This is a genomic window from Arthrobacter sp. U41 (genome assembly GCF_007679325.1).
Classification (GTDB): domain Bacteria; phylum Actinomycetota; class Actinomycetes; order Actinomycetales; family Micrococcaceae; genus Arthrobacter.
In genome coordinates, this window is record NZ_VEGI01000001.1 from 1,853,176 (window position 1) to 1,874,105 (window position 20,930).

Consider the following 20,930-nt stretch of genomic DNA (forward strand, 5'->3'; position numbering starts at 1 on the left):
AATTCGGTGCAGAATCCGGTGCGGAAACCGGCGTCGAAAGCTATGGCGTGGCAGCCGCCCCCGGCCGGCCCTGGGTCCGGACAATCTTCAGCAGCCTGCGCCGGTCTTTCAGGTCCACCTTGAGCATCAGCTGATCCTTGCGTGCCAGCACGACGGCGACCGTCGCCGCTGCGAGTGCCGGCACCCCGCCGGAGACCAGGATGGCTGTGTGCGGATCCACATGCTCGGCCAGCCAGCCGATCATCGGCCCGCCAATGGCCTGCCCACCGATCAGAACCATGATGTACAGGCTCATAACGCGTCCGCGGATGGCCATGTTGGAGCTGATCTGGACCAGCTGGTTGGCCGCGGTCAGGAACATGAGGCACCAGAACCCGGCCAGCACCATGGCCGCCCCGAACCACAGCATGGAGTGTGCCAGCGAGGCCAGGCACAGCATCAGCCCGTACATACCGGCCCCCAGCATCACCGAGCGCAGGCGCAGTTCGCGCCGTCGGGCGGAGGTAATCGCCCCGGCCAGCGCACCGAGGGCCACGAGTGCGTTGAGCAGGCCGTAGCCGCCGGCGCCGGCGTCGTACACGCGGTCCGCGAAGGCGGCCAGCAGCACCGGCAGGCTCATTGCGAACACCGCAACAAAACCGGCCATCAGCCACGGCCAGTAGATGGTGGGTTTGCTCAGCGCATAGTCCAGGCCTTCCCGCAGCATGCCCTTGCGCTTGGGTGCCGGGGCGCTGATGTAAAGCTGGTCCTTCCGCAGCGTGAGCAGCATCGCAACGGTGGAGCAGCAGGCGGCGGCGTTGGCGGCGAACGCCCAGCCGGCGCCCACAGCCGTGAGCAGCAGCCCGGCGAGCGCAGGACCGATCAGGCCGCCGAGCTGGAACGTTGTGGAGTTCACGCTGATGGCGTTCCGGAGGTAGGCCGGCCCCACCAGCTCGTTGACGAAGACCTGCCGGGCGGGCTGGTCCAGCACCGTGACCAGGCCCAGGGCCAGGGCGATCACGTAGACGTGCCAGACCTCGATCCGCTGGGTGAGCGCCAGCACCGCGAGGATGGCCGCCAGCACCGCGGCCACTGACTGGCACAGCAGCAGGATCTTGCGCTTCGCGAAGCGGTCCGCCATCATGCCTGCCCACGGGCCAAGGATCAGCGAGGGCAGGAACTGCAGTGCCACCGTAATCCCGACGGCGGTGACGGAACCGGAGAGCTGGAGCACCAGCCAGTCCTGGGCAATCCGCTGCATCCACAGGGCGATGACTGCAATGAAGTGCCCGATCGCAAAGATGCGGAAATTGCGGACCTTCAACGAAATGAAGGTGTGCCGCCACGGCAGCGGCTGGTTGACGACGGCGATCGGGGCGGTGTTGGTGTCCGGCAGTGAAATGACGTTGGCCTCTAACGGCGGAGGGGGTGCCACGAAAAAGTCCTCAAGGAGCGGGTGAGTGGGATGCCTTAACGCTAGGCTGGCCGCAGCGGATTATGGAAGATTATCCACCGCATAACTAGCATTACGGAACGCAATGCGGCGCCAGTTCGCCGCAGGTCAGGAGCCCGCATGTTCGAACCAGCACAGCTGCGATCCTTCCTGGCAGTGGCCGAAACGCTGAGCTTTACCAAGGCCGCCGAGCGCCTTGGCCTCGCGCAGCCGACGGTCAGCCAGCATGTGCGCAAGCTTGAGACCGCAGCCAAGCGGATCCTGGTGGCCCGGGACACCCGGGATGTGCGCCTGACCGACAACGGGGATGCGATGGCCGGCTTCGCCCGCAGCATCCTCTCCGCCCACGACGCCGCCTCCCGTTACTTCTCCGGATCGGCCATGCGCGGCCGGCTGCGCTTCGGCACGGCGGACGACCTTGCCATCACGGGCCTGCCGAGGATCCTGCGGGAGTTCCGGCAGGTCTACCCGCAGATCAACCTGGAACTCACCGTGGGCCAGAGCGACCAGCTCTACAAGCGGCTCAACGCCGGCCAACTGGACCTCGTTTTCGTCAAGTGGGTGGCCGGGGCCAAGGACGGCACGGTGGTGCAGCAGGACTCCTTCGCCTGGGTGGGCCTGGAACAGACCTCGCTGGACCCGGCCGAGTCCGTGCCGCTGATTGCCTACCCCTCCCCCAGCCTGAGCCGGAAACTGGCCATCGACGCCCTCGAATCCGCCGGCCGGACCTGGCGCATCACCTGCACCACGCGGCAGATCAGCGGCGTGCTGGCCGCGGTCCGGGCCGGCATCGGAGTGGCGGTCATGCCGGCCTCGCTGGTGCCGGAGGACCTGAAAATCATCACCCGGCGCTTCGATCTGCCGCCGGTGGGCGACGTCGATTTCACCTTGATCCGCAACCCGCTGGCCAATACTGAGGTGATCGAAGCCCTGACCCAGACGATCGCGGGCCGGACCCTGAAACGCCCTGCGTGAGCCCCGCGGGGCGTCGATGCAGCCGGGACGCTACTCTCCGCGGCCTGCGTACTCGCCGATGTACCTACTCGGATTGCGTACTTACGCATACCATTGATCCACTCGGATTCCTGGCATATCCTTGGGGTGTTGAAGGTCAAGCAGAGGCCTAATGACAACGATTCGAGTAACGAACGCTGTCCTGTGTGCCTGCCGTGCGGCGGCCCTCCGGAAGCGTTCGGGATAGGCCGACAATGACGCCAGCCATAAACCGACCCCACACTCCGGCAACATCCACAGCCCGCAGCCTCAAGCCCGTGGGCAAATTCACTCAGGCAGTACACCGCGGCAACGCCGCCCAACACCCCAGCCTGGGACGCCTTGACCCGCATCCCACCACGCTGGTCGAGGCCGAGTACGTCGGCAGCCCGTATTGCGAGCGTTGCGGGACCGACGAGTTCATCTTCCTTGAGACTTTTGTCCCGGCAACCCACCACAGGGACGGCTCCATCAACAAACTGGGCGAAGTCACGTACTTCTGCTCCGGTTGCGACGACTTCTCCGCGCACGCGGTGCCCGCCTCGTGGGTTCCGCCCGGCTGGTATTTCGGCTGAGGACGCGGGCGACGAACTCCCGCGGGCAAACGAGCTCCCACAGACAACGAGCCGGGCGGCCACCATTGGAGGGTGGCCGCCCGGCTCGTTTGCGTCTCCCCGTGAGGATTCAGAACAGCGGGCCTGTCCTAGATCAGGCCGTCCGAGATGAAGTTGGGCGTACCAAAGCGGTGCGCCGTGATGCTGATGGCCTGCTCGTGCAGGAACGGCAGCAGCTCAACGCGGCCGGCTTCGGTGACCGGGTGGAAGTAGACCGCCAGGTCGGGACGTCCGCCGGTTGCCTCGGCCAGGGCCTTGGCGTCACCGCCGATCAGCCGGATCCGTGAAGGGGCAAGCCTGGCCGTGCCGGCGAGCCTGCCCGCGGAGGCCAGCCAGTCGGCGTCGTTCTCCACGGTGGCATCGATGCCAAGTCCGGAGAGCACGGTGCGCAGCCGGGCCGGGAGTTCGATGGCGGAGGACACCGTCAGCGCGGAGCCCGCCAGGACACCGGCAGAGACCGTACGGACCAACCGGGCGAGGGGCTCGCCCTCGGAAAGCCGCACCGCGACCGGCAGTGCGCGGTAGCGGAAAACGTTCCGTTCGGCGCTCAGCCCGGAGACGTCTTTGGCCGTGCCGAATTCCTCGGTCCAGGCAAGGGCGTCGGATGCCAGGGCGCGCTCCAGCGATTCCAGCTCGACGGCGTCCAGGAAGTCCCGGGCCGCCTGTTCGATCCGGCGGACACCCGCGTGAGCGGGGGCTCCGGTCGCGGTGCTGGGCGCGCTGACCCAGTCGCCGAGGCCGACGAGGTAGTTGGGCCCGCCGGCCTTGGTGCCGGCGCCGACGGCGGACTTCTTCCAGCCGCCGAAGGGCTGGCGCTGCACAATGGCGCCGGTGATGCCGCGGTTGACGTACAGGTTGCCGGCCTGGACGGTGTCCAGCCAGAGGCCCACTTCCTCCGGGCTCAGCGAGTGCAGCCCGGAGGTGAGCCCGTACTCGATCTGGTTCTGGATGGCGATGGCCTCCTCAAGGGTTTCCGCGGTCATCACGCCCAGGACGGGGCCGAAGAACTCGGTGAGGTGGAAGTAGGACCCGCGGCGGACGCCGGAGCGGACGCCCGGGCTCCAGAGCTTGCCCGTGCCGTCCAGTTTCCGGGGCTCGACGGCCCAGCTTTCGCCTTCGCCCAGGGTGGTGAGTGCGTTGAGGAGCTTGCCGTTGGCGGGTTCGATGATCGGGCCCATCTGGCTCGCGGGATCCTCGGGGTAGCCCACCTTGAGCGAGGTGACGGCGTCGATCAGCTGGTTGTGGAAGCGCCTGGACTTGGCCACCGATCCCACCAGGATCACCAGCGAGGCCGCGGAGCACTTCTGCCCGGCGTGGCCGAAGGCGGAGTACGCCACATCCTTGGCCGCGAGGTCAAGGTCGGCGCTCGGGGTGACGATGATGGCGTTCTTGCCGCTGGTCTCGGCCAGCAGCGGCAGGTCCGGGCGGAAGGAACGGAACAGTTCCGCCGTCTCGTAGCCGCCGGTGAGGATCACGCGGTCCACCGCCGGGTGGGAGATCAGCTGCCGGCCCAGCTCACGCTCGCCCAGCTGGACCATGGTGAGCACGTCGCGCGGGACGCCGGCTTCCCAAAGCGCTTCGATCATCACGGCACCGCTGCGCCGCGCCTGCTTGGCGGGCTTGATGACGACGGCGGACCCGGCGGCGAGGGCCGCCAGGGTGGACCCGGCCGGGATCGCCACCGGGAAGTTCCAAGGCGGCGTCACCACAGTGAGCTTGGCGGGGACGAACGTGGCGCCGTCGACGTGGTCGAGCTTGCGGGCCGATTCGGCATAGTAGTGCGCGAAGTCGACAGCCTCGCTGACTTCCGGGTCGCCCTGATCGATGGTCTTGCCGGTTTCGCTGGCCATGACCTCGAGGAGGTCGGCGCGGCGGGCCTCCAGGACATCGCCGACGCGGTGCAGGATCGCCGCACGCTCGTCACCGGAGAGCGCGCCCCAGGCCTTGCCCTTCTCGATGGCGGTGTCGATGACCGCGTTGAGGGTGGCCTCGTCGTTGATCGTGGCGGCCTCGACGGCGGCATTGCCGAGGGTGGAGGACGGGACCCGCTCCAGGATGGCGCGGCCCCAGTCGCGGTTGGCCGGCAGCGAGGGGTCGGTGTCCGGTGTGTTCCTGAACGAGTCGTGCGGCATCGGCTCGGCCGGCAGGCTGCGGTTCTGCCGGCGGTTGGGCGGCGGAACCTCGTCGTCGAGCTTGGCCAGGGAGGCGAGGAAACGCTGCTTCTCGCGCTCAAACAATGCTTCGTTCTCGCTGAGTTCGAAAACCGCGGACATGAAGTTGTCCTGGCTGGCGCCTTCCTCCAGCCGGCGGATCAGGTAGGCGATCGCGACGTCGAACTCGGCCGGGTGGACCACGGGGGTGTAGAGCAGCAGCGAGCCGACGTCCTTCTTGACGGCTTCGGCCTGACCCTGGGCCATGCCCAGCAGCATCTCGAATTCGATACCCTGCTGTGCGGTATCCGCGATGCCGCGCTGCTTGGCGAGCAGCCAGGCGAAGGCGATGTCGAAGAGGTTGTGGCCGGCGACGCCAATCCGGATGTTGCGGATCCGGTCCGGGTGCAGCGAGTAGTTGATAACCCGCTTGTAGTTGGTGTCCGAGTCCTGCTTGGTGTTCCAGGTGGCCAGCGGCCAGTCGTGCAGGGATGCCTCGACCTGTTCCATCGGCAGGTTGGCGCCCTTGACCACGCGGACCTTGATCGCGGCGCCGCCGTTGGCGCGGCGGGCGGCGGCCCAGTCCTGCAGGCGGATCATGGCGGCGAGCGCGTCCGGCAGGTAGGCCTGCAGCACGATGCCGGCCTCGAGGTCCTTGAATTCGGGCTTGTCCAGGATCCGGGTGAAGACCGCGATGGTCATGTCCAGGTCCTTGTACTCCTCCATGTCCAGGTTGATGAACTTGGCCTGCCCACCGCTGGCGAAGGAGGCTGCGCGCTCGAAGAGCGGCGTGAGCTTCTCCACGACGTGCTCCACGGCCTCATCGAAGGCCCACGCCGAGTGCGGGGCAACGGTGGAGGAGACCTTGATGGAGACGTAGTCGACGTCGGGCCGGGACAGGAGCTTGTGGGTTCCCTCGAGACGGCGGGAGGCCTCGTGTTCGCCCAGCACGGCCTCGCCCAGGAGATTGACGTTGAGCTTGATGCCGTCCTTGCGGATCTTCGCGATGGCGGGGCCCAGCTTGGCATCGGTGGCATCGACGATGAGGTGGCCCACCATTTCACGGAGCACACGGCGGGCGATCGGGATGACCACCTGCGGCAGCACCGGAGCCACGGTGCCGCCAAGCCGGACGGCGCTGCGCATGTACCAGGGCAGGAAGGCCGGGACTTTCGGGGCCAGTGCGGCGAGGTTCCGGGCGGCGACCTGCAGGTCCTCGGGGCGGACGACCCCGTCGACGAACCCGACTGTGAAGTCCAGTCCGTTGGGATCCTTCAACACACCGGCGAGCTGCTCGGCGGAGGCGTCGACCGGGACCTTCGCCGCCTCGGTGAGCCAGCGGCGTACCAGCCCGATGGTCTCCTCGGCGAGGGCCGCGGCCTCAAGGACCGGCGAGCCTTCCGAAACGGGTGCGTGTCCGGCCCCGTTGCCAGGGTGCACGCCGGACTCCGTTGAAATCTTGGTCATGGCTGGTACTCGTTCTTTCTCAAAATGTGGACCGTTCAAGATTCAGTATGCGACCGGATTTTCATAAGATAAAGCGATGTTTTCCGAGCAATACTGGTTAGCAAAATCGAACTTTCACGGAGCGGCCTCAACCGCCCCAAACACACGGATGCGCTATCACTTTTGGCTCCCAAAAGTCCTGAATGGGAACCAAAGGTGATAGCGCATCTCGGGTGGTACGCGGCTACTTGAGGGGGCGGTGCATCTCCACGAGCTCCTCGTGCCGCGGGCTGTCCGGGTTCATCAGGGAATGCTTGCGGCCGTAGCCGAAGTAGATGACCAGGCCGATGATCAGCCAGACGCCGAAGCGGGCCCAGGTCTCCCAGTGAAGCTGGAGCATCAGGAACGCCGAGGCCAGCACACCAAACGCCGGAACCAGCGGCATCAGGGGAAGCCGGAAAGTGCGCGGGGCATCGGGCTTCCTGTAGCGGAACACGATGACCGCGGTGCAGACGACGACGAACGCGGCCAGGATGCCGATGTTGGTGAGGTCGGCGACGGCCTTGATCGGGAACACGCCGGCCAGCAGGGCGGAGCCGATCCCGGCGATCCAGGTGACGCGCTGCGGTGTGCCGTGGCTGTCCGTCTTGGCAAACCAGCCGGGGAGCAGCCCGTCGCGGCTCATCGAGAACCAGACGCGGGTGACGCCGAGCAGGAAGGTGAGCATCACGGTCAGGATGGACAGCACGGCAAAGACCGAGATGATGGTGGCGATGACCGGCAGGCCCACGCTGTTGAATGCGGAGGCGAAGCCGGCCTTGGGGTCGATCTCCTGGTAGTTCTGCATGCCGGTGAGCACCAGGGTGGCAGCGACGTACAGGAGCATCGCGATGATGAGGGACATGATGATGGCCTTCGGCATGTGCTTCTTGCCGTCCTTCGCCTCTTCCGCGGCGGTGCTCATCGCGTCATACCCGAACACGGCGAAGAACACCGTGGCGGCTCCCGCCACCACCGGACCGAAGCCGCTGGGCATAAACGGGTTGTAGTTTCCGGTATCGATGTAGAAGACGCCAAGACCAATGATGAACAGGATCAGAATGACCTTGATCGCGACGGCGATGAGCTCGAACCGTCCGAAGGTCTTGGTGCCGCGGGAAAGTATCCAGGTCACGAGCAGGCAGACGGCGATCGCCGGGATGTTGACGATGCCGCCGAGCCCTTCATCCGGCGTCGACGTCATCCAGACAGGCATGTTGATGCCGATGCCGGACAGGAAAGCGTCGAAGTAGCCGGAAATGCCGATCGCCACGACGGCCACGATCGCGATGTACTCCAGCAGAAGGTCCCAGCCGATGAACCAGCCGATGATTTCGCCGAGCGCCACGTAACCATAGGTGTAGGCGGATCCCGCCCGCGGGATCATGCCGGCGAATTCCGCGTAGGACAGGGCGGCCGCCGCGGAGGCGAGGCCCGCGATCAGGAAGGAAAACAGCACTGCTGGGCCGACGCCGGGTTCGGTCTCGCTGCCGTGGGCCACGAGGCCCGCCAGGGAGAAAATGCCGACGCCGATAATGCCGCCGACGCCGATGGCCGTCAGCTGCCAGAACCCCAGGCTCTTCATCAGGCCGCTGTGCAGGCTCTCTTCCTCGATGTCGTCGATGGGCTTGCGCCGCATGACCGACCTGTCTATGTCTTTCGTTGCCATCTGGGTCTCCCGCGTATAGGTGTGGCGCCCATCAATCCACCCTGTGATGGGGGTAACTTAACGACAACAGTATGCAACCAGGATTGCATTAGATAAAGTGAATTCTCCTAATCAATAAGCATTAGAATTCACAAAGGAATAGCGATGCTGGATGTCCGTCGGTTGCGCCTGCTGCGCGAACTGAAGATCAGGGGCACCCTTGCCGAGGTCGCCGAGGCGCTCCAGTACAGCCCCTCCTCGGTCTCCCAGCAGCTGGCCCTCCTGGAAAAGGAGGCCGGCGTCGAACTGCTTCGCAAGACCGGGCGCCGGGTGCAGCTCACCCCGCAGGCCGAAGTCCTGGTGGCCCATACGGCCCAGCTCCTGGAAACGCTGGAACAGGCCGAGGCGGATCTGGCAGCGTCCCTGACCACTGTGACGGGCACGGTCCGCATCGCCGTCTTCCAGTCCGCGGCGCTGGCCCTGATGCCGGACGCCCTGACCCGGATGGCGTCCCGCTACCCCGAGGTGCGGATCGAAATGACCCAGCGGGAACCTGAAACGGCGCTTCATGAGACCTGGGCACGTGACTTCGACCTGGTGATTGCGGAACAGTACCCCGGACACGCGGCTCCCCGGTATGCCGAACTGGACCGCCTCCGGCTCACCAGCGATGCGATCCGCCTCGCTGTTCCGCCGCGCGGGCCCGGCCGGCCGGCGATCACGTCCCTCCCGGATACCGCCGAGCTGGCGTGGGTGATGGAGCCCCGCGGGGCGGCGTCCCGGCACTGGGCCGAGCAGGCCTGCCGCAGCGCGGGATTCGAGCCCGACGTCCGCTTCGAGACCGCTGACCTGCAGGCCCAGATCCGGCTGATCGAATCCGGGAACGCCGTGGCCCTCATGCCGGACCTCGTCTGGACCGGGAGGGGCACCACGTCGCAACTGATTACCCTGCCGGGCGATCCGCACCGGACCATCTTCACGTCGGTGCGCCGCTCCAGCGCCACGCGTCCGGCGATCCTGGCCGCGCGGGAAATACTGGCCGAGACTGCGGCGTCCATCCCGCCGGCCGGCTGAGCAGGCGCGTGTTCGCTGGCTCACAGCGCTGCCGGCGTGCCGGCGCTAGACTGGTCCCGTTATGAATCGCACAATATTCAAGTCCAAGATCCACCGCGCCACGGTCACGCACGCGGACCTCCACTATGTCGGGTCGGTCACCGTGGACCTGGACCTGCTGGAAGCGGCCGATATCCTCCCCGGCGAGCTGGTCTCCATTGTCGACGTCACCAATGGCGCCCGGCTGGAGACCTACACGATTGCCGGCGAGCGCGGTTCAGGCGTGATCGGGATTAACGGTGCCGCCGCGCATCTCATGCACGAGAACGACATCATCATCCTGATCACCTACGCCCAGATGACCACGGATGAAGCCAGGGCGTACAGCCCCAAGGTGGTCCATGTGGACAAGGACAACAGGATTGTCCAGATCGGCAACGACCCCGCGGAAGGCCACACCCCCGGCATCATGCGCCCGCCGTTCGCCCTGAACAACGCCACACTGAACTAAGGGCTCTGCGGCAGGCCGCAAAAACGGCACTCGCCGTAACAGGCACGCCCGGAACGAATATAGCTGATTACTCTGGAGGGGTGAGCCCCACCCCTCCCCCGCACCCTGCGCCGCGGACCTGCGCGTGCTAGGCGTTCTCGCCGGATTCTTCGTGGTCTGGTGCATCATCCTGGTGGGCATGTTCGTCGGCCGGCGCGGAATCTTGGGCGAGAACGCCCGCTCCGTGCTCAGCGCGCTCACCTTCTTCGTCGCCAGCCCGGCACTGCTCTTCGACACGCTCAGCCAAGCCAACGTCCACGACGTCTTCGCCGCTCCGCTGCTGGTGGCGGCCGTCGGCGCCGTCGCCACGGCGGCGCTCTTCTTCGTCGTCGTCCGTTTCCTGCTCAAGCGTCCCCTGGCGGAGTCCCTGACGTCCTCCATGAGCGCCTCGCTGGCCAATTCCGCGAACCTCGGCATCCCCATTGCCGTGTACGTTCTGGGGGATGCCAGGTACGTGGCGCCGCTGCTGATCTTCCAGCTGGCCTTCTTCACCCCCCTGTTCCTGATGGCGTTGGACGCCACCACCAGTACCCACCGGACCACTCCGCTGAGCTTCGTGCTGATGATCCTGCGGAATCCCATGATTGTGGGCTCCGGCCTGGGCCTGGCGGTGGCCGCCACCGGATGGCAGGTGCCTCCGCTGGTGTTGGAGCCCATCCACCTGATTGGCGGGGCCGCCATTCCGGCCATGCTGCTCGCCTTCGGGATGAGCCTGAACGGGTCCCGCCCGCTGCAGGCTTCGGCCGGGCGCCGGGCCGACACCCTGCTGGCCTCCGCTTTCAAGCTGGTGGTGCATCCGCTGGTGGCCTACGCCTTCGCCCGCTTCGCGCTGCAGCTGGAAGACGAAGCACTTTTCGCCGTGGTGGTGACCGCCGCCCTGCCCACCGCGCAGAACGTTTTTGTGATCGCCAGCCGCTACCGGACCGGCCTCACCGTCGCCCGGGACACCGTGCTGATCACCACCGTGGTGGCCGTTCCGGCGATGATCATTGTGGCCCTGCTCCTCACCTGACCCCGGCCCGCCGCGCTCCCACTCCTCGCGCCCCACTTCCCGCACCCATTCGATCCGGAGGACCCCTTGAAGACCCAACACCTTGACACCGTCGTCATCGGCGGCGGCGCCATGGGCTCGGCGGCCGCCTGGGCGCTGGCCAGCCGCGGCCGGGACGTGACCCTGCTCGAGCAGTTCAGCCCCGGGCACCGCAACGGCGCTTCCCACGGCGCCACGCGGAACTTCAACCCCGGCTACGCCGATCCGGATTACGTGGCGATGCTGGCCGAAGCGGTCCGCCTGTGGGACGAGCTTGCAACTGACGGCGGCGAGCGCCTTCTGGCGCGCACCGGCGTCGTGAATCACGGGACCGATCCGCGGCTGGGCGACGTCCGGAACGCCCTGCGGGGCGCCGGCCTGCGGGCCGAGTTCCTGCCTGCTGCCGAAGCCGCGGAACGCTGGCGCGGCATCCGGTTCGACCAGGAGGTGTTGCACATGCCCGACGGAGGACAGTTGAATCCCGACGCCGCCCTGCCGGTGATGCAGCGTCTCGCCGCGGACCGCGGGGCCGACATCCGGCACCGGGTCACCGTCCTGGACGTCGCCGTGGCGGACGACGGCGTCCGGCTCACCCTGGACGCGGGCGGCCGGACCGAGGTGCTGACCGCCCGGCAGGCCGTGGTCACGGCCGGCGCGTGGACCGCGAAGCTGCTGGGCGGGCGGGTGTCCCTCCCGCGGCTCACCGTCACTCAGGAGCAGCCCGCACACTTCGCCATCCGGGACGAGGACGCCCTCTGGCCCGGGTTCAACCATGTCCCCGGTCAGGGCCCGGAGTTCGCGGGCTGGTACTCCCCGGTCTACGGAATGCAGACGCCGGGCGAGGGAATCAAGGCCGGCTGGCACGGCGTGGGTCCGGTGGTGGACCCGGACCGGAGGTCGTTCACGCCCGAGCCTGCACAGATGGCGGCGCTGCAACGCTACGCCCGGACCTGGCTCCCCGGAGTCGACGCCGATTCCCTCACCGACATCAGCTGCACGTACACCACCACCACGGACGAAAACTTCGTCCTCGACCGCATCGGCCCGCTCGTGATCGGCGCGGGTTTCTCCGGGCACGGGTTCAAGTTCACCCCCGTCGTCGGGCGGATCCTCGCCGACCTCGCCACCGGCGAAGGCGCCGCGCCGGCCATCTTCTCCGCGTCCCGCCCGGGGGTCCGCTGACGCGGAATTGTCGCCCGGCGCCGGTAGGCTGGGACCGGTCTTAAGCCGTCCCGCGGGTAACGGGGCAACCGCACGAATCGGGGAAGAATTGCACAGGGATACCAAGCGCAGCGACAGGACGCCGGGGGACATTAAGCGCGGGGCCGATCAGCGCGCGGCCACAATGCGCCGCACCGCAAAACCCGGCGCCGTTGACTGGATCGCGGCCGGGCTGGCAGGGCTGCTGCTGATCTCCGCCACCGCCTGCGCCAGCCCCGGGACGGCCTCGGCCGTAACCCCGTCCGCGTCCCCGGCCGCCGCCGGCGGCGCTTCCCCCTCGCTGACCGGCAGTCCGGCGCCCAGGGTCGAAAGTTCCCCGCAGAACTCCTGGCCGGCCCCGGCCGCCAGCGTGCCGCCCAAGCAGCCGGCCCTCGCTGCCAAGTCCCTGGACGTACTGGCGACGATTCCGGTCAAGGGGCGGGCGCCCAAAACGGGCTACTCGCGCGATCAGTTCGGCCAGGCCTGGGCCGATGTGGACCGCAACGGCTGCGACACCCGGAACGACATGCTCCGCCGGGACCTGAGCGACCTCGCCCTCAAGCCCGGCACCCGGGACTGCGTTGTCCTCTCCGGCATCCTGAACGATCCCTACACGGCAACCCTGATCAACTTCCTTCGCGGCACCAGCACCAGCAGCGCCGTTCAGATCGACCATGTGGTGGCCCTCAGTGACGCCTGGCAGAAGGGCGCCCAGCAGCTCACGGAGGCCCGGCGGGTCTCCTTCGCCAACGATCCGCTGAACCTGCTGGCGGTGGACGGCCCCGCCAACCAGCAAAAGAGCGACGGCGACGCCGCCACCTGGCTGCCGCCGAACAAGTCCTACCGCTGCGACTACGTGGCCCGCCAGATCTCGGTCAAGGCCAGCTACGGGCTGTGGGTCACCCGGGCCGAGCACGACGCTATGACCCGGGTACTGGCCGACTGCCGGGACACCACCGCCCCCGCCAGCCAGGCGACCCCGACCACCCCGGCGGCCGGGGCCACCCTCGCACCCGCCCCGCCGGCACCTGCACCTGCACCTGCACCTGCACCTGCACCTGCACCTGCTCCAGCTCCTGCTCCAGCTCCTGCTCCTGCTCCTGCTCCTGCAACGGTGTACTACGCGAACTGCGCCGCCGCCCGTGCCGCCGGTGCCGCGCCGCTGCGGGCCGGCCAGCCGGGCTACCGCACCAAGATGGACGGTGACCGCGACGGCATCGCCTGCGAGTAGGGGCGCTGAGCCGACGAACGACTCCAGCGAGACCCTAGTTCTTCGGGAGCGCGTCCAGCAGCCGGGCGCAGCGGATGAAGCCCAGGTGTGAGTATGCCTGCGGATGGTTGCCAAGGTGGGTTTCGGTGCCGGGGTCGTACTCCTCCGGCAGCAGCCCGGTGGGACCGAACAGGTTGACCAGCTGGTCGAACAGGTCCCAGGCCTCCTCGATCCGGCCCACCGCGACGTAGGCCTCGATCAGCCACGTCGTGCAGATGTGGAATCCGCCCTCCAGGCCCGGCAGTCCGTCGTCGTACCGGTAGCGGAACACGGTGGGACCCACCCGCAGTTCCCGTTCCACCGCCGTGACGGTGTCCAGGAAGCGCTGGTCGGAGACGTCCAGGAGGCCGGAGAGCCCGATGTGCAGCACGGCGGCATCCAGGTCCGGGCTGTCGTAGGCCACGGTATAGGAGGCGGCACTGTCGTCCCAGCCCTCGCGAAGGACTTCCTCCCGGATGACCGCTGCCGCCGGTTCCCACTCCGGAAGCGGCGTCCGGCCGTGCCGGACGGCGGTGCGCAAGGCCCGGTCCAGCGCCACCCAGCACATCACCTTGGTGTAGATGTGGTGCCGGGGTGCCCGCCGGGCCTCCCAGATCCCGTGGTCGGCCTCGTGCCAGCGGGCCAGGACCGCAGAGGCCATCTGGACCATCAGCTCCCAGTGGGCATCGGCCAGGACCCCCTGCCGCGCGCTGAGGGAATCGATGAGTTCGGCGACCGGTCCGAAGACGTCCAGCTGCACCTGGTGGTCCGCGGCGTTGCCGATCCGCACCGGCCGGGAGCCCGCATAGCCGGGGAGGCTTTCGATGATCGCCTCGGTGGACAGCGGCGCGCCCGTGACCGAATACAGCGGGTGCAGCCACTCCGGGCCGGGGGCGTGGGCCAGGATCCGTCCCAGCCACGCCAGGAACCCTTCCGCCTCCGCGGTGGAGCCGAGGTCCACCAGTGCGTTGACCGTCATGGAGCCGTCCCGCAGCCAGCAGTACCGGTAATCCCAGTTCCGGGTGCCGCCGATCCCCTCCGGCAGCGACGTGGTGGGCGCGGCCAGCACCGCGCCGGTGGGCTCATGGACCAGGGCGCGGAGCACCAGGGCCGACCGGCGGACCAGGGAAGGTTTCACGGATGGCAGCTGCAGTGCCTGCACCCAGCGCCGGGAATGATGCGCGACGGCGGCGCGGCGCGAGTTCTCCTCCGGCGGTTCGGCCCGGTGGGGTTCCGTGTCGCCGCAGCGCAGATTCAGCACGACGGGGCCGTGCCGCAGCTCGACGTCGGCGGTGGCGGTGGCATGGCGGCCGTCCGAGGTGATCGTGAAGTCGACGCCCGGTGCGAGCAGGATGATCGGGTCCGCCGTTCCCACGACGTGCAGCTCGGCACCACGGGCCTCCATGCTGAAGGGCGCGTTGGCGTAGTCCGGGCGGGGCGCAAAGACAATCCGCGCTGTTCCGGTCCCCGAGAGGACCCGGACCAGGCTGGTGATGCCTTCCGGCGCCGGTTCCAGATAGTCCGTGACAGTGACGTCGGCCCAGCGGGTTTCCACGATCATGGTGCTGTCCACGTAGCGCTGGCCCAGGACCTGCGAGGCTTTCACGGGTTCCACCGAGAAGTGGCCCGCGGCGTCACCGCCGAGCAGATGGGCAAAAAGGGAACCCGAGTCCGGCAGCGGATGGCTCATCCAGCAGATTTTGGCGTCCGGGGTGATGAGCGCGGTGGAGGAGCCGTTGCCGATCATGGAATGCCGTTCCAGGCCAACGGCGTCTTCCCCGAACAGCCACGCCCGGCGGAGTTCAAACAGAATGGCCAGGACCCGGGCAAAGGACTCCGGATCCCGGAGCCGGTGCGCCGCGGCCGTGGGCCCTTCGCCGACGCGCAGGCCCAGGTCCGGCCCGCGCAGGGTGGCCATGGCGGCCTCATCGCTGGAGGCGTCCCCGGCGTAGAGGGCGGCGCTGACCCCCAGCATGGACCGCAGGTGTTCCATGGCGGCGCCCTTGGACGGTTCCACCACGGACAGGTCCAGGACGGAGCCGTCGACGATGAAGGACAGCCCGTGCGCCTTGGCGATTTCCTCGGCCTGCTGGGTGACCAGTGCGACGACGTCGGGGGTCGCCGGGCGGGTGTGCACGGAGACGGCCACGGGCTTCCGCTCGATGGTGATCCCGCGGTAGGCGCCCACGGTTTCGGCGAGGGCCTGGCTGGTCTGCTGCAGCACGGATTCGGTGGCCAGGGACAACCCGTGGGCGAAGCCCATGTCGAACTCGGCGCCGTGCGAGCCGACAAGGTGCACTTCTGCCGGGAGCCGGGAGACGGCGGCCAGGTCGCGCAGGGAGCGCCCGGAGATGACGGCGGCGTGGGTGTTCGGGAGGGCGGCCAGCGCCCGGAGGGCAATTGCGGCGCTGCCCAGCGGCAGGGTTTCGGTGGAAATGCCTTCCGCCTCGCACAGGGTGCCGCCGTAATTGCAGGCCACGAGCAACCCCGGCGTGCGGGCCAAAATCTTGAGTTCCGCCAGCAGCTGCGGCGTCAGGCCGTCGTCGGCGGCGTTGGTCTGCACAAAGGCGCGGAGCAGGCCCAAGGGCAGGGATTTCGTCAGGAGGGCAGAGTCGGCAAGGGACTGGTTGAGCGGGGTGGGCATGGACGGCGTCCTTCCGGTTGTCCCCAATGCCTGCATGAGACCGTCCCCGCGGGACGTGCTTCCAGTATTTCCCGGCTCGATTTCCCCTGGGTGTCCCGGCGGTTGCGGGGATGTAACATCCGCAGCCGCCGGGGTTCGTGCCGGAGGAGGCGGCTATCCGGCCACGAAGCTCACCGACCCGGGTGCCTAGACGCGGACCAGTCCGGCGACGTCCGCGAGCAGCTGCACCGAGCGCAGCCGGGCCTCGGTGCCGGTGCTCTGGTGCGCGACGATGAGCTCGTCGGCGTCGGCGTGGGCCGTGAATTCGTCAAGGTAGTCCAGCACCGCGTCCGGGGTGCCCACGGCGGAATACTTCATCATCTGCGCCACATGCTGGCCCTGCGGCGAGTCCAGGATCATGTCCGCTTCATCGTCGCTGAAGACGCGGCCGTTGCCGAAGAACAGCGAGACGCGGGCACGTTTGGTGGCCTGGAACATCTCCTGTGCCTCCGCTGCGGTGTCCGCCGCGATCACGTTGACCCCGGCGATCACGTGCGGGGCGTCCAGCTGTGCGGACGGCTGGAAGTCGCGGCGGTAGATCGCGACGGCGTCCTGAAGGGCGTTGGGGGCGAAGTGCGAGGCGAACGCGTAGGGCAGGCCCAGCTGCGCGGCAAGTTTGGCGCCGAACAGCGAGGACCCCAGGATGTACAGCGGCACATCGGTACCCTTGCCCGGGGTGGCCTCCACCCCCGGAATTCGGGTGGGGCCGCTCAGGTAGCCCTGAAGTTCGAGGACGTCCTGCGGGAAACTGTCGGCGGACATCGGATCGCGGCGCAGGGCCCGCAGGGTGTTCTGGTCACTGCCGGGCGCCCGGCCCAAGCCCAGGTCGATCCGCCCGGGGTGCAGGGTTTCCAGCGTGCCGAACTGCTCGGCGATGGTCAGCGGCGAGTGGTTGGGCAGCATCACGCCGCCGGCGCCGAGTCGGATGCTCTCCGTCTGCGCGGCGACATGGGCGATCAGCACACTGGTGGCCGAGGAGGCGATCGCGGACATGTTGTGGTGCTCGGCGTACCAGACACGCCGGTACCCCAGCTTCTCGGCGAGCTGCGCCATAGCCACGCTGCCGGCCAGGCTTTCTGCCGCCGTCTGGCCCGTGCCGATAGTTGCCAGGTCAAGGATGGAAAGCGGAACAGTCACGGAAAAAGCCGGCCTTTCGTAGCGGGAAGTCACAGGCGCGGCGCCGGATCCCGGCGCGCGCACACTGGCAACAACGACGCCGGCCCCCGGGTTATTTCTGCGCCCGCTGTGGCGCTCCCCATGTGCCTGGTCCAGTTAGGGGCACGAATAGTTGTAATCCAGGCCGCCGGAAACGTACTGCGTCAGGGCCACGCGGCTGCCGGGGGTAAGCGCCGGCAGGGAGCAGTTCGACTTGGCGCCGTTCAGGGACCGCGCCCCGGCGAGCCAGCTTGGCAGGCCGGCGAGGGGGCTGCTGGCAGGAACCGTTCCGGCGATCTGGCCCCACTGGTAGCCCGTGGAATAGATCCCGACTTTCGCACCGATGCTCTCGAAGTAGTCGGCCATGCCTTCGAGGTCGGCGACGTTCGCGGCCTTGTCCGCCTGCCAGCTGTTTTCCGTCTCCACGTCCAGCCACCACAGGTAGTCCTGCGGATTGTCGATCCCGCGGATCGTGGCGTCGTCATAGGCCTTCGCGTAGCCGTACATGTAGGAGCAGGCTTTGAAGTCGCCGGCCCCGCTGCCGCAGACACCGTACGGGTTGTCGACGTCGGCACCGCCGTAGTGGTTCGACGTGGGCCACCACGAGCCCTGCTGGCCCGGGTTGGCCGTGTTGACGTAGAGCGCCACCCGCGGCTGGTCGGTGAGCGGCGGGTAAGGGGCGGTTTCCGCCCAAGCCAGTTGGGCCGCCAGGCACGGGTTGGTGGTGTTCGCGAGGCCGTTATTGACACCGACGATGGCGAAGGCCGGCCGTTTGGGGAGGGTTTTCCCGCACTGGGGCCACGACACGTCGATACCCACCGGCTCGGCAACCCGGGGCGGCGGCGCCGCGGCGGCCGGCCCTCCGCCCAGCAGGACAAGGCCAAGCGTGATGGCGGCGGAAACCAGCTTCGTCAATACCCGGGTAGCCATACCCCAGCTTACTTCGGAACCCTTGAGGCACCTTGAGGCCAGGCGTGCGCGTCGCCGGAATACCTGGCGGCTGCGGGGAGTTGCCGCCCATGGACCGCTTTTCCATTCACCCCCGGCCGCCTGGCCGGCAGAACAGGAGACTGACATGGCTAACATCCTGATGGTCGTATCCGCCGCTGATTCCCTCACCATGCGGGACGGCAGCGAACACCCCACCGGCTACTGGGCCGAGGAGCTGGTGGTTTCACACCAGACCCTCCGGAACGCCGGCCACACCGTCCACATCGCGACGCCCGGCGGCGCGAAGCCCACGGTGGACCAGGTCAGCCTGGCGGCCGAGTCCGCCGGCGGTGAGGACCGCGCCGACAGCTTCCGCACCTACATCTCCGAGATCGACGCCGAGCTGTCCGCGCCGCTGGCGCTGGCCGACGTCGAGCTCTCCGGCTACGATGCGATCGTTATGCCGGGCGGGCACGGCCCCATGGCTGATCTCTACCGCGATGCCGACCTTGGCAGGCTGTTGACCGCAGCGAACGCCGACGGCAAGGTCATTGCCCCGTTCTGCCACGGCCCGGCCGGGCTGCTGAGCGCCACAGACGACGCCGGAACGTTCGCTTTCGCGGGACGCCGCCTCACCGTTTTCACCAACGAGGAGGAACTGGGCGGCGGCACCGGCCCCAACACGCCGTGGTTCGTGGAGGACGTCCTGAAGGAGAAGGGCGCGGTCGTCGAGAACGCCGCCGCCTGGAGCTCCCATGTGGTCCGTGACGGCAACCTGATCAGCGGCCAGAACCCGCAGTCCAGCGAGGACGTGGCGAAGGAAGTCCTCAACGCCCTCGCCGGCTAGCCTCTCAGCACTGGGGCGCAGAAAACCGAAAGCTTAGCCGGGTCCGGGGTTGCCGGACCCGGCTATGCTGTCCGCATGGCCATCAAATCCACTGCTGACAAAGTCGCCACCATCCAGAAGGGCTATACCCTCGAGGGCCCCACCATCGAACTGGGCGCCGCGATCATCGACGGCGAAGTCCATAAGGATGCCCCCGTCCGGCTCCCGCTGTCCATGATGAACCGCCACGGGCTGGTGGCCGGCGCAACCGGCACGGGCAAGACCGTTACCCTGCACATGATGGCCGAACAGCTCTCCGCCGCCGGGGTGCCGGTGTTCCTGGCGGATATCAAGGGAGACCTGTCCGGGCTGGCCACGGCCGCCACCGGCAGCCCGAAGCTGCTTGCACGCACGGAAGGGATCGGCCAGGCCTGGTCCGGGAAGACGTTCCCAGTGGAGTTCCTGGCCCTCGGCGGCGACGGTAACGGCATCCCCGTCCGTGCCACCATCACGTCCTTTGGCCCCATCCTGCTGTCCCGCATCATGGAACTCAACGACACGCAGGAATCGAGCCTGCAGCTGGTCTTCCATTTCGCGGACAAAAACGACCTCGAACTCATTGACCTCAAGGACCTGCGCGCCGTCATCCAGTTCCTTACTTCCGCGGAAGGCAAAGATGAACTGGAGGAACTGGGCGGACTGTCGAAGTCGACCGCCGGTGTCATTCTCCGGGAACTCGTCACCCTCGAAGCCCAGGGTATGGAGAAGTTCTTCGGCGAACCCGAGTTCGACACCGCCGAACTGATGCGCACCGCCCCGGACGGCCGAGGCGTCATCACGTGCCTGGAACTGCCCACCCTGCAGACCAAGCCGATGCTTTTCTCCACCTTCCTGATGTGGCTGCTGGCGGACCTCTTCGACGAACTGCCCGAGGCCGGAGACCTGGACAAGCCGAAACTCGTCTTCTTCCTGGACGAGGCCCATCTGCTGTTCAACGGCGCATCCAAGGCCTTCCTGGACGCCATTACCACCACGGTGCGGCTGATCCGGTCCAAGGGCGTCGGCATCTTCTTCGTCACGCAGACCCCCAGGGATGTCCCCGCCGAAGTCCTGGGCCAGCTCGCCAACCGTGTCCAGCACGCGCTCCGGGCCTACACGCCGGAGGATGCCAAAGCGCTCAAAGCCACCGTCTCCACCTTCCCCATGAGCGACTACGACCTGGAGGAGACCCTCACCTCCGCAGGGATCGGCGAGGCCGTCATCACCGTCATGAACGAAAAGGGCGCCCCGACGCCGGTGGCGCTCACCCGCCTGCGCGCGCCGGAATCGGTTATGGGGCCCAGCGCCGACGCCCTGATCTTAAGCACCGTGGCAGGCTCCGCGTTGCTGCCCAAGTACGGCACCGCCGTCGACAACATGTCCGCTTACGAAAAGATTGCCGGGAAGGGCCCGGCGGGCAGCGGGGCGGAGGCTCCTGCCCCGGTGCCCGACGGCGGAGCTGCCGGCGGCGGCGCTCCCGATGTGTCCGACGTCGAAGCCGAGGCGCGGCGGATCGAGGAGGACATCCTGGGCCGTCCCAGCAGCCGGCCCGCGCCGGCCCCCGCATCTCAAGAAACCCGCCGGGAACCGCAAGCTGAGGCACCGCGCCGGTCCCCGCGGCAGCCTGCAGGCGAGAGCCCGGCCGGAGACCTGGCCGGGGCCCTTGGCGGCGCCCTCGGCGGCGGGCTTAAGAGCATGGCCCGCTCGCTGGGGACCCAACTCGGCCGCGAACTGCTCCGCGGCGTCTTCGGCACTTCCTCCAAGCGCCGCCGCTAGCACCGCTGCGGTGCCCTGCCCGTCCGCTTTGAAGCGTTGGCGTTGGCAGTCCCCAGTGCCCGCGATCCGTGCGGTCCTTGACACATGGGGCGCCTGCGACAATAAGTTTCCTGTGGG

The 20,930-nt window shown here is 67.9% G+C and carries 15 protein-coding genes; 9 read left to right on the forward strand and 6 right to left on the reverse strand.

Annotated features, from left to right (window positions below):
* Positions 1-40 precede the first annotated feature (40 nt).
* On the reverse strand, positions 41-1,414 hold the full coding sequence (locus tag FS787_RS08660; protein ID WP_144671752.1) for an MFS transporter: 1,374 nt from the start codon (positions 1,412-1,414) through the stop codon (positions 41-43).
* A gap of 138 nt (positions 1,415-1,552) precedes the next feature.
* Here FS787_RS08660 and FS787_RS08665 point away from each other — a divergent pair, with 138 nt between their 5' ends.
* The gene (locus tag FS787_RS08665; RefSeq protein ID WP_144671753.1) at positions 1,553-2,407 is read left to right on the forward strand and encodes a LysR substrate-binding domain-containing protein; all 855 of its coding nucleotides are present in this window, start codon (positions 1,553-1,555) and stop codon (positions 2,405-2,407) included.
* 296 nt (positions 2,408-2,703) lie between these two features.
* The gene (locus tag FS787_RS08670) at positions 2,704-3,000 is read left to right on the forward strand and encodes a hypothetical protein (RefSeq protein WP_144671754.1); all 297 of its coding nucleotides are present in this window, start codon (positions 2,704-2,706) and stop codon (positions 2,998-3,000) included.
* A gap of 128 nt (positions 3,001-3,128) precedes the next feature.
* Here FS787_RS08670 and FS787_RS08675 read toward each other — a convergent pair whose 3' ends face one another.
* Both FS787_RS08675 and FS787_RS08680 read right to left on the reverse strand, forming a co-directional pair.
* Positions 3,129-6,656 carry a bifunctional proline dehydrogenase/L-glutamate gamma-semialdehyde dehydrogenase gene (locus tag FS787_RS08675; RefSeq protein WP_144671755.1) on the reverse strand — a complete coding sequence of 1,176 codons (3,528 nt, stop codon included), beginning with the start codon at positions 6,654-6,656 and terminating at the stop codon, positions 3,129-3,131.
* A 223-nt stretch (positions 6,657-6,879) separates the two neighbouring features.
* Positions 6,880-8,343 (reverse strand): amino acid permease, encoded by a 1,464-nt coding sequence (locus tag FS787_RS08680; RefSeq protein WP_144671756.1) that lies wholly within the window; start codon positions 8,341-8,343, stop codon positions 6,880-6,882.
* A 144-nt stretch (positions 8,344-8,487) separates the two neighbouring features.
* On the opposite strand from FS787_RS08680, the gene FS787_RS08685 reads away from it, so the two are divergent.
* The 5 genes from FS787_RS08685 (at position 8,488) to FS787_RS08705 (ending at position 13,386) form a co-directional block, all read left to right on the forward strand.
* Positions 8,488-9,396, forward strand: a complete 909-nt coding sequence (locus FS787_RS08685; protein ID WP_144671757.1) for a LysR substrate-binding domain-containing protein — start codon at positions 8,488-8,490, stop codon at positions 9,394-9,396.
* A 61-nt stretch (positions 9,397-9,457) separates the two neighbouring features.
* Positions 9,458-9,886 carry an aspartate 1-decarboxylase gene (gene panD, locus FS787_RS08690; protein WP_186329117.1) on the forward strand — a complete coding sequence of 143 codons (429 nt, stop codon included), beginning with the start codon at positions 9,458-9,460 and terminating at the stop codon, positions 9,884-9,886.
* Between the two features lie 124 nt (positions 9,887-10,010).
* Positions 10,011-10,937: an AEC family transporter gene (locus FS787_RS08695; protein ID WP_144671758.1), complete on the forward strand. Its 927-nt coding sequence runs from the start codon at positions 10,011-10,013 to the stop codon at positions 10,935-10,937.
* A 66-nt stretch (positions 10,938-11,003) separates the two neighbouring features.
* Positions 11,004-12,137, forward strand: coding sequence for an FAD-dependent oxidoreductase (locus FS787_RS08700; protein ID WP_260982458.1), 1,134 nt, complete (start codon positions 11,004-11,006; stop codon positions 12,135-12,137).
* A gap of 163 nt (positions 12,138-12,300) precedes the next feature.
* Entirely contained in the window at positions 12,301-13,386 is a 1,086-nt protein-coding gene (locus FS787_RS08705; RefSeq protein ID WP_144671759.1) for a DUF1524 domain-containing protein, read from the forward strand.
* A gap of 34 nt (positions 13,387-13,420) precedes the next feature.
* On the opposite strand, the gene otsB is transcribed toward FS787_RS08705, so the two are convergent.
* The 3 genes from otsB to FS787_RS08720 form a co-directional block, all read right to left on the reverse strand.
* Positions 13,421-16,048, reverse strand: a complete 2,628-nt coding sequence (gene otsB / locus FS787_RS08710) for a trehalose-phosphatase (RefSeq protein WP_144671760.1) — start codon at positions 16,046-16,048, stop codon at positions 13,421-13,423.
* Positions 16,049-16,234: 186 nt separating this feature from the next.
* Positions 16,235-17,224 carry an LLM class flavin-dependent oxidoreductase gene (locus tag FS787_RS08715; RefSeq protein WP_144671761.1) on the reverse strand — a complete coding sequence of 330 codons (990 nt, stop codon included), beginning with the start codon at positions 17,222-17,224 and terminating at the stop codon, positions 16,235-16,237.
* Between the two features lie 135 nt (positions 17,225-17,359).
* The gene (locus tag FS787_RS08720) at positions 17,360-18,172 is read right to left on the reverse strand and encodes a hypothetical protein (RefSeq protein ID WP_144671762.1); all 813 of its coding nucleotides are present in this window, start codon (positions 18,170-18,172) and stop codon (positions 17,360-17,362) included.
* A gap of 145 nt (positions 18,173-18,317) precedes the next feature.
* On the opposite strand from FS787_RS08720, the gene FS787_RS08725 reads away from it, so the two are divergent.
* Together FS787_RS08725 and FS787_RS08730 are read left to right on the forward strand one after the other, a co-directional pair.
* Positions 18,318-19,019, forward strand: a complete 702-nt coding sequence (locus FS787_RS08725) for a type 1 glutamine amidotransferase domain-containing protein (protein ID WP_144671763.1) — start codon at positions 18,318-18,320, stop codon at positions 19,017-19,019.
* A gap of 75 nt (positions 19,020-19,094) precedes the next feature.
* The gene (locus FS787_RS08730; RefSeq protein WP_144671764.1) at positions 19,095-20,813 is read left to right on the forward strand and encodes a helicase HerA-like domain-containing protein; all 1,719 of its coding nucleotides are present in this window, start codon (positions 19,095-19,097) and stop codon (positions 20,811-20,813) included.
* The last annotated feature ends 117 nt before the right edge of the window (positions 20,814-20,930 follow it).

Excerpts from the sequence above, each read along its gene's own strand:
- FS787_RS08705 (WP_144671759.1), top strand. The coding sequence starts at position 12,301 with ATGCGCCGCACCGCAAAACCCGGCGCCGTTGACTGGATCGCGGCCGGG.
- otsB (WP_144671760.1), bottom strand. The coding sequence starts at position 16,048 with ATGCCCACCCCGCTCAACCAGTCCCTTGCCGACTCTGCCCTCCTGACG.
- FS787_RS08720 (WP_144671762.1), bottom strand. The coding sequence starts at position 18,172 with ATGGCTACCCGGGTATTGACGAAGCTGGTTTCCGCCGCCATCACGCTT.
- FS787_RS08680 (WP_144671756.1), bottom strand. The coding sequence starts at position 8,343 with ATGGCAACGAAAGACATAGACAGGTCGGTCATGCGGCGCAAGCCCATC.
- FS787_RS08675 (WP_144671755.1), bottom strand. The coding sequence starts at position 6,656 with ATGACCAAGATTTCAACGGAGTCCGGCGTGCACCCTGGCAACGGGGCC.
- FS787_RS08665 (WP_144671753.1), top strand. The coding sequence starts at position 1,553 with ATGTTCGAACCAGCACAGCTGCGATCCTTCCTGGCAGTGGCCGAAACG.
- FS787_RS08730 (WP_144671764.1), top strand. The coding sequence starts at position 19,095 with ATGGCCATCAAATCCACTGCTGACAAAGTCGCCACCATCCAGAAGGGC.
- panD (WP_186329117.1), top strand. The coding sequence starts at position 9,458 with ATGAATCGCACAATATTCAAGTCCAAGATCCACCGCGCCACGGTCACG.
- FS787_RS08725 (WP_144671763.1), top strand. The coding sequence starts at position 18,318 with ATGGCTAACATCCTGATGGTCGTATCCGCCGCTGATTCCCTCACCATG.
- FS787_RS08685 (WP_144671757.1), top strand. The coding sequence starts at position 8,488 with ATGCTGGATGTCCGTCGGTTGCGCCTGCTGCGCGAACTGAAGATCAGG.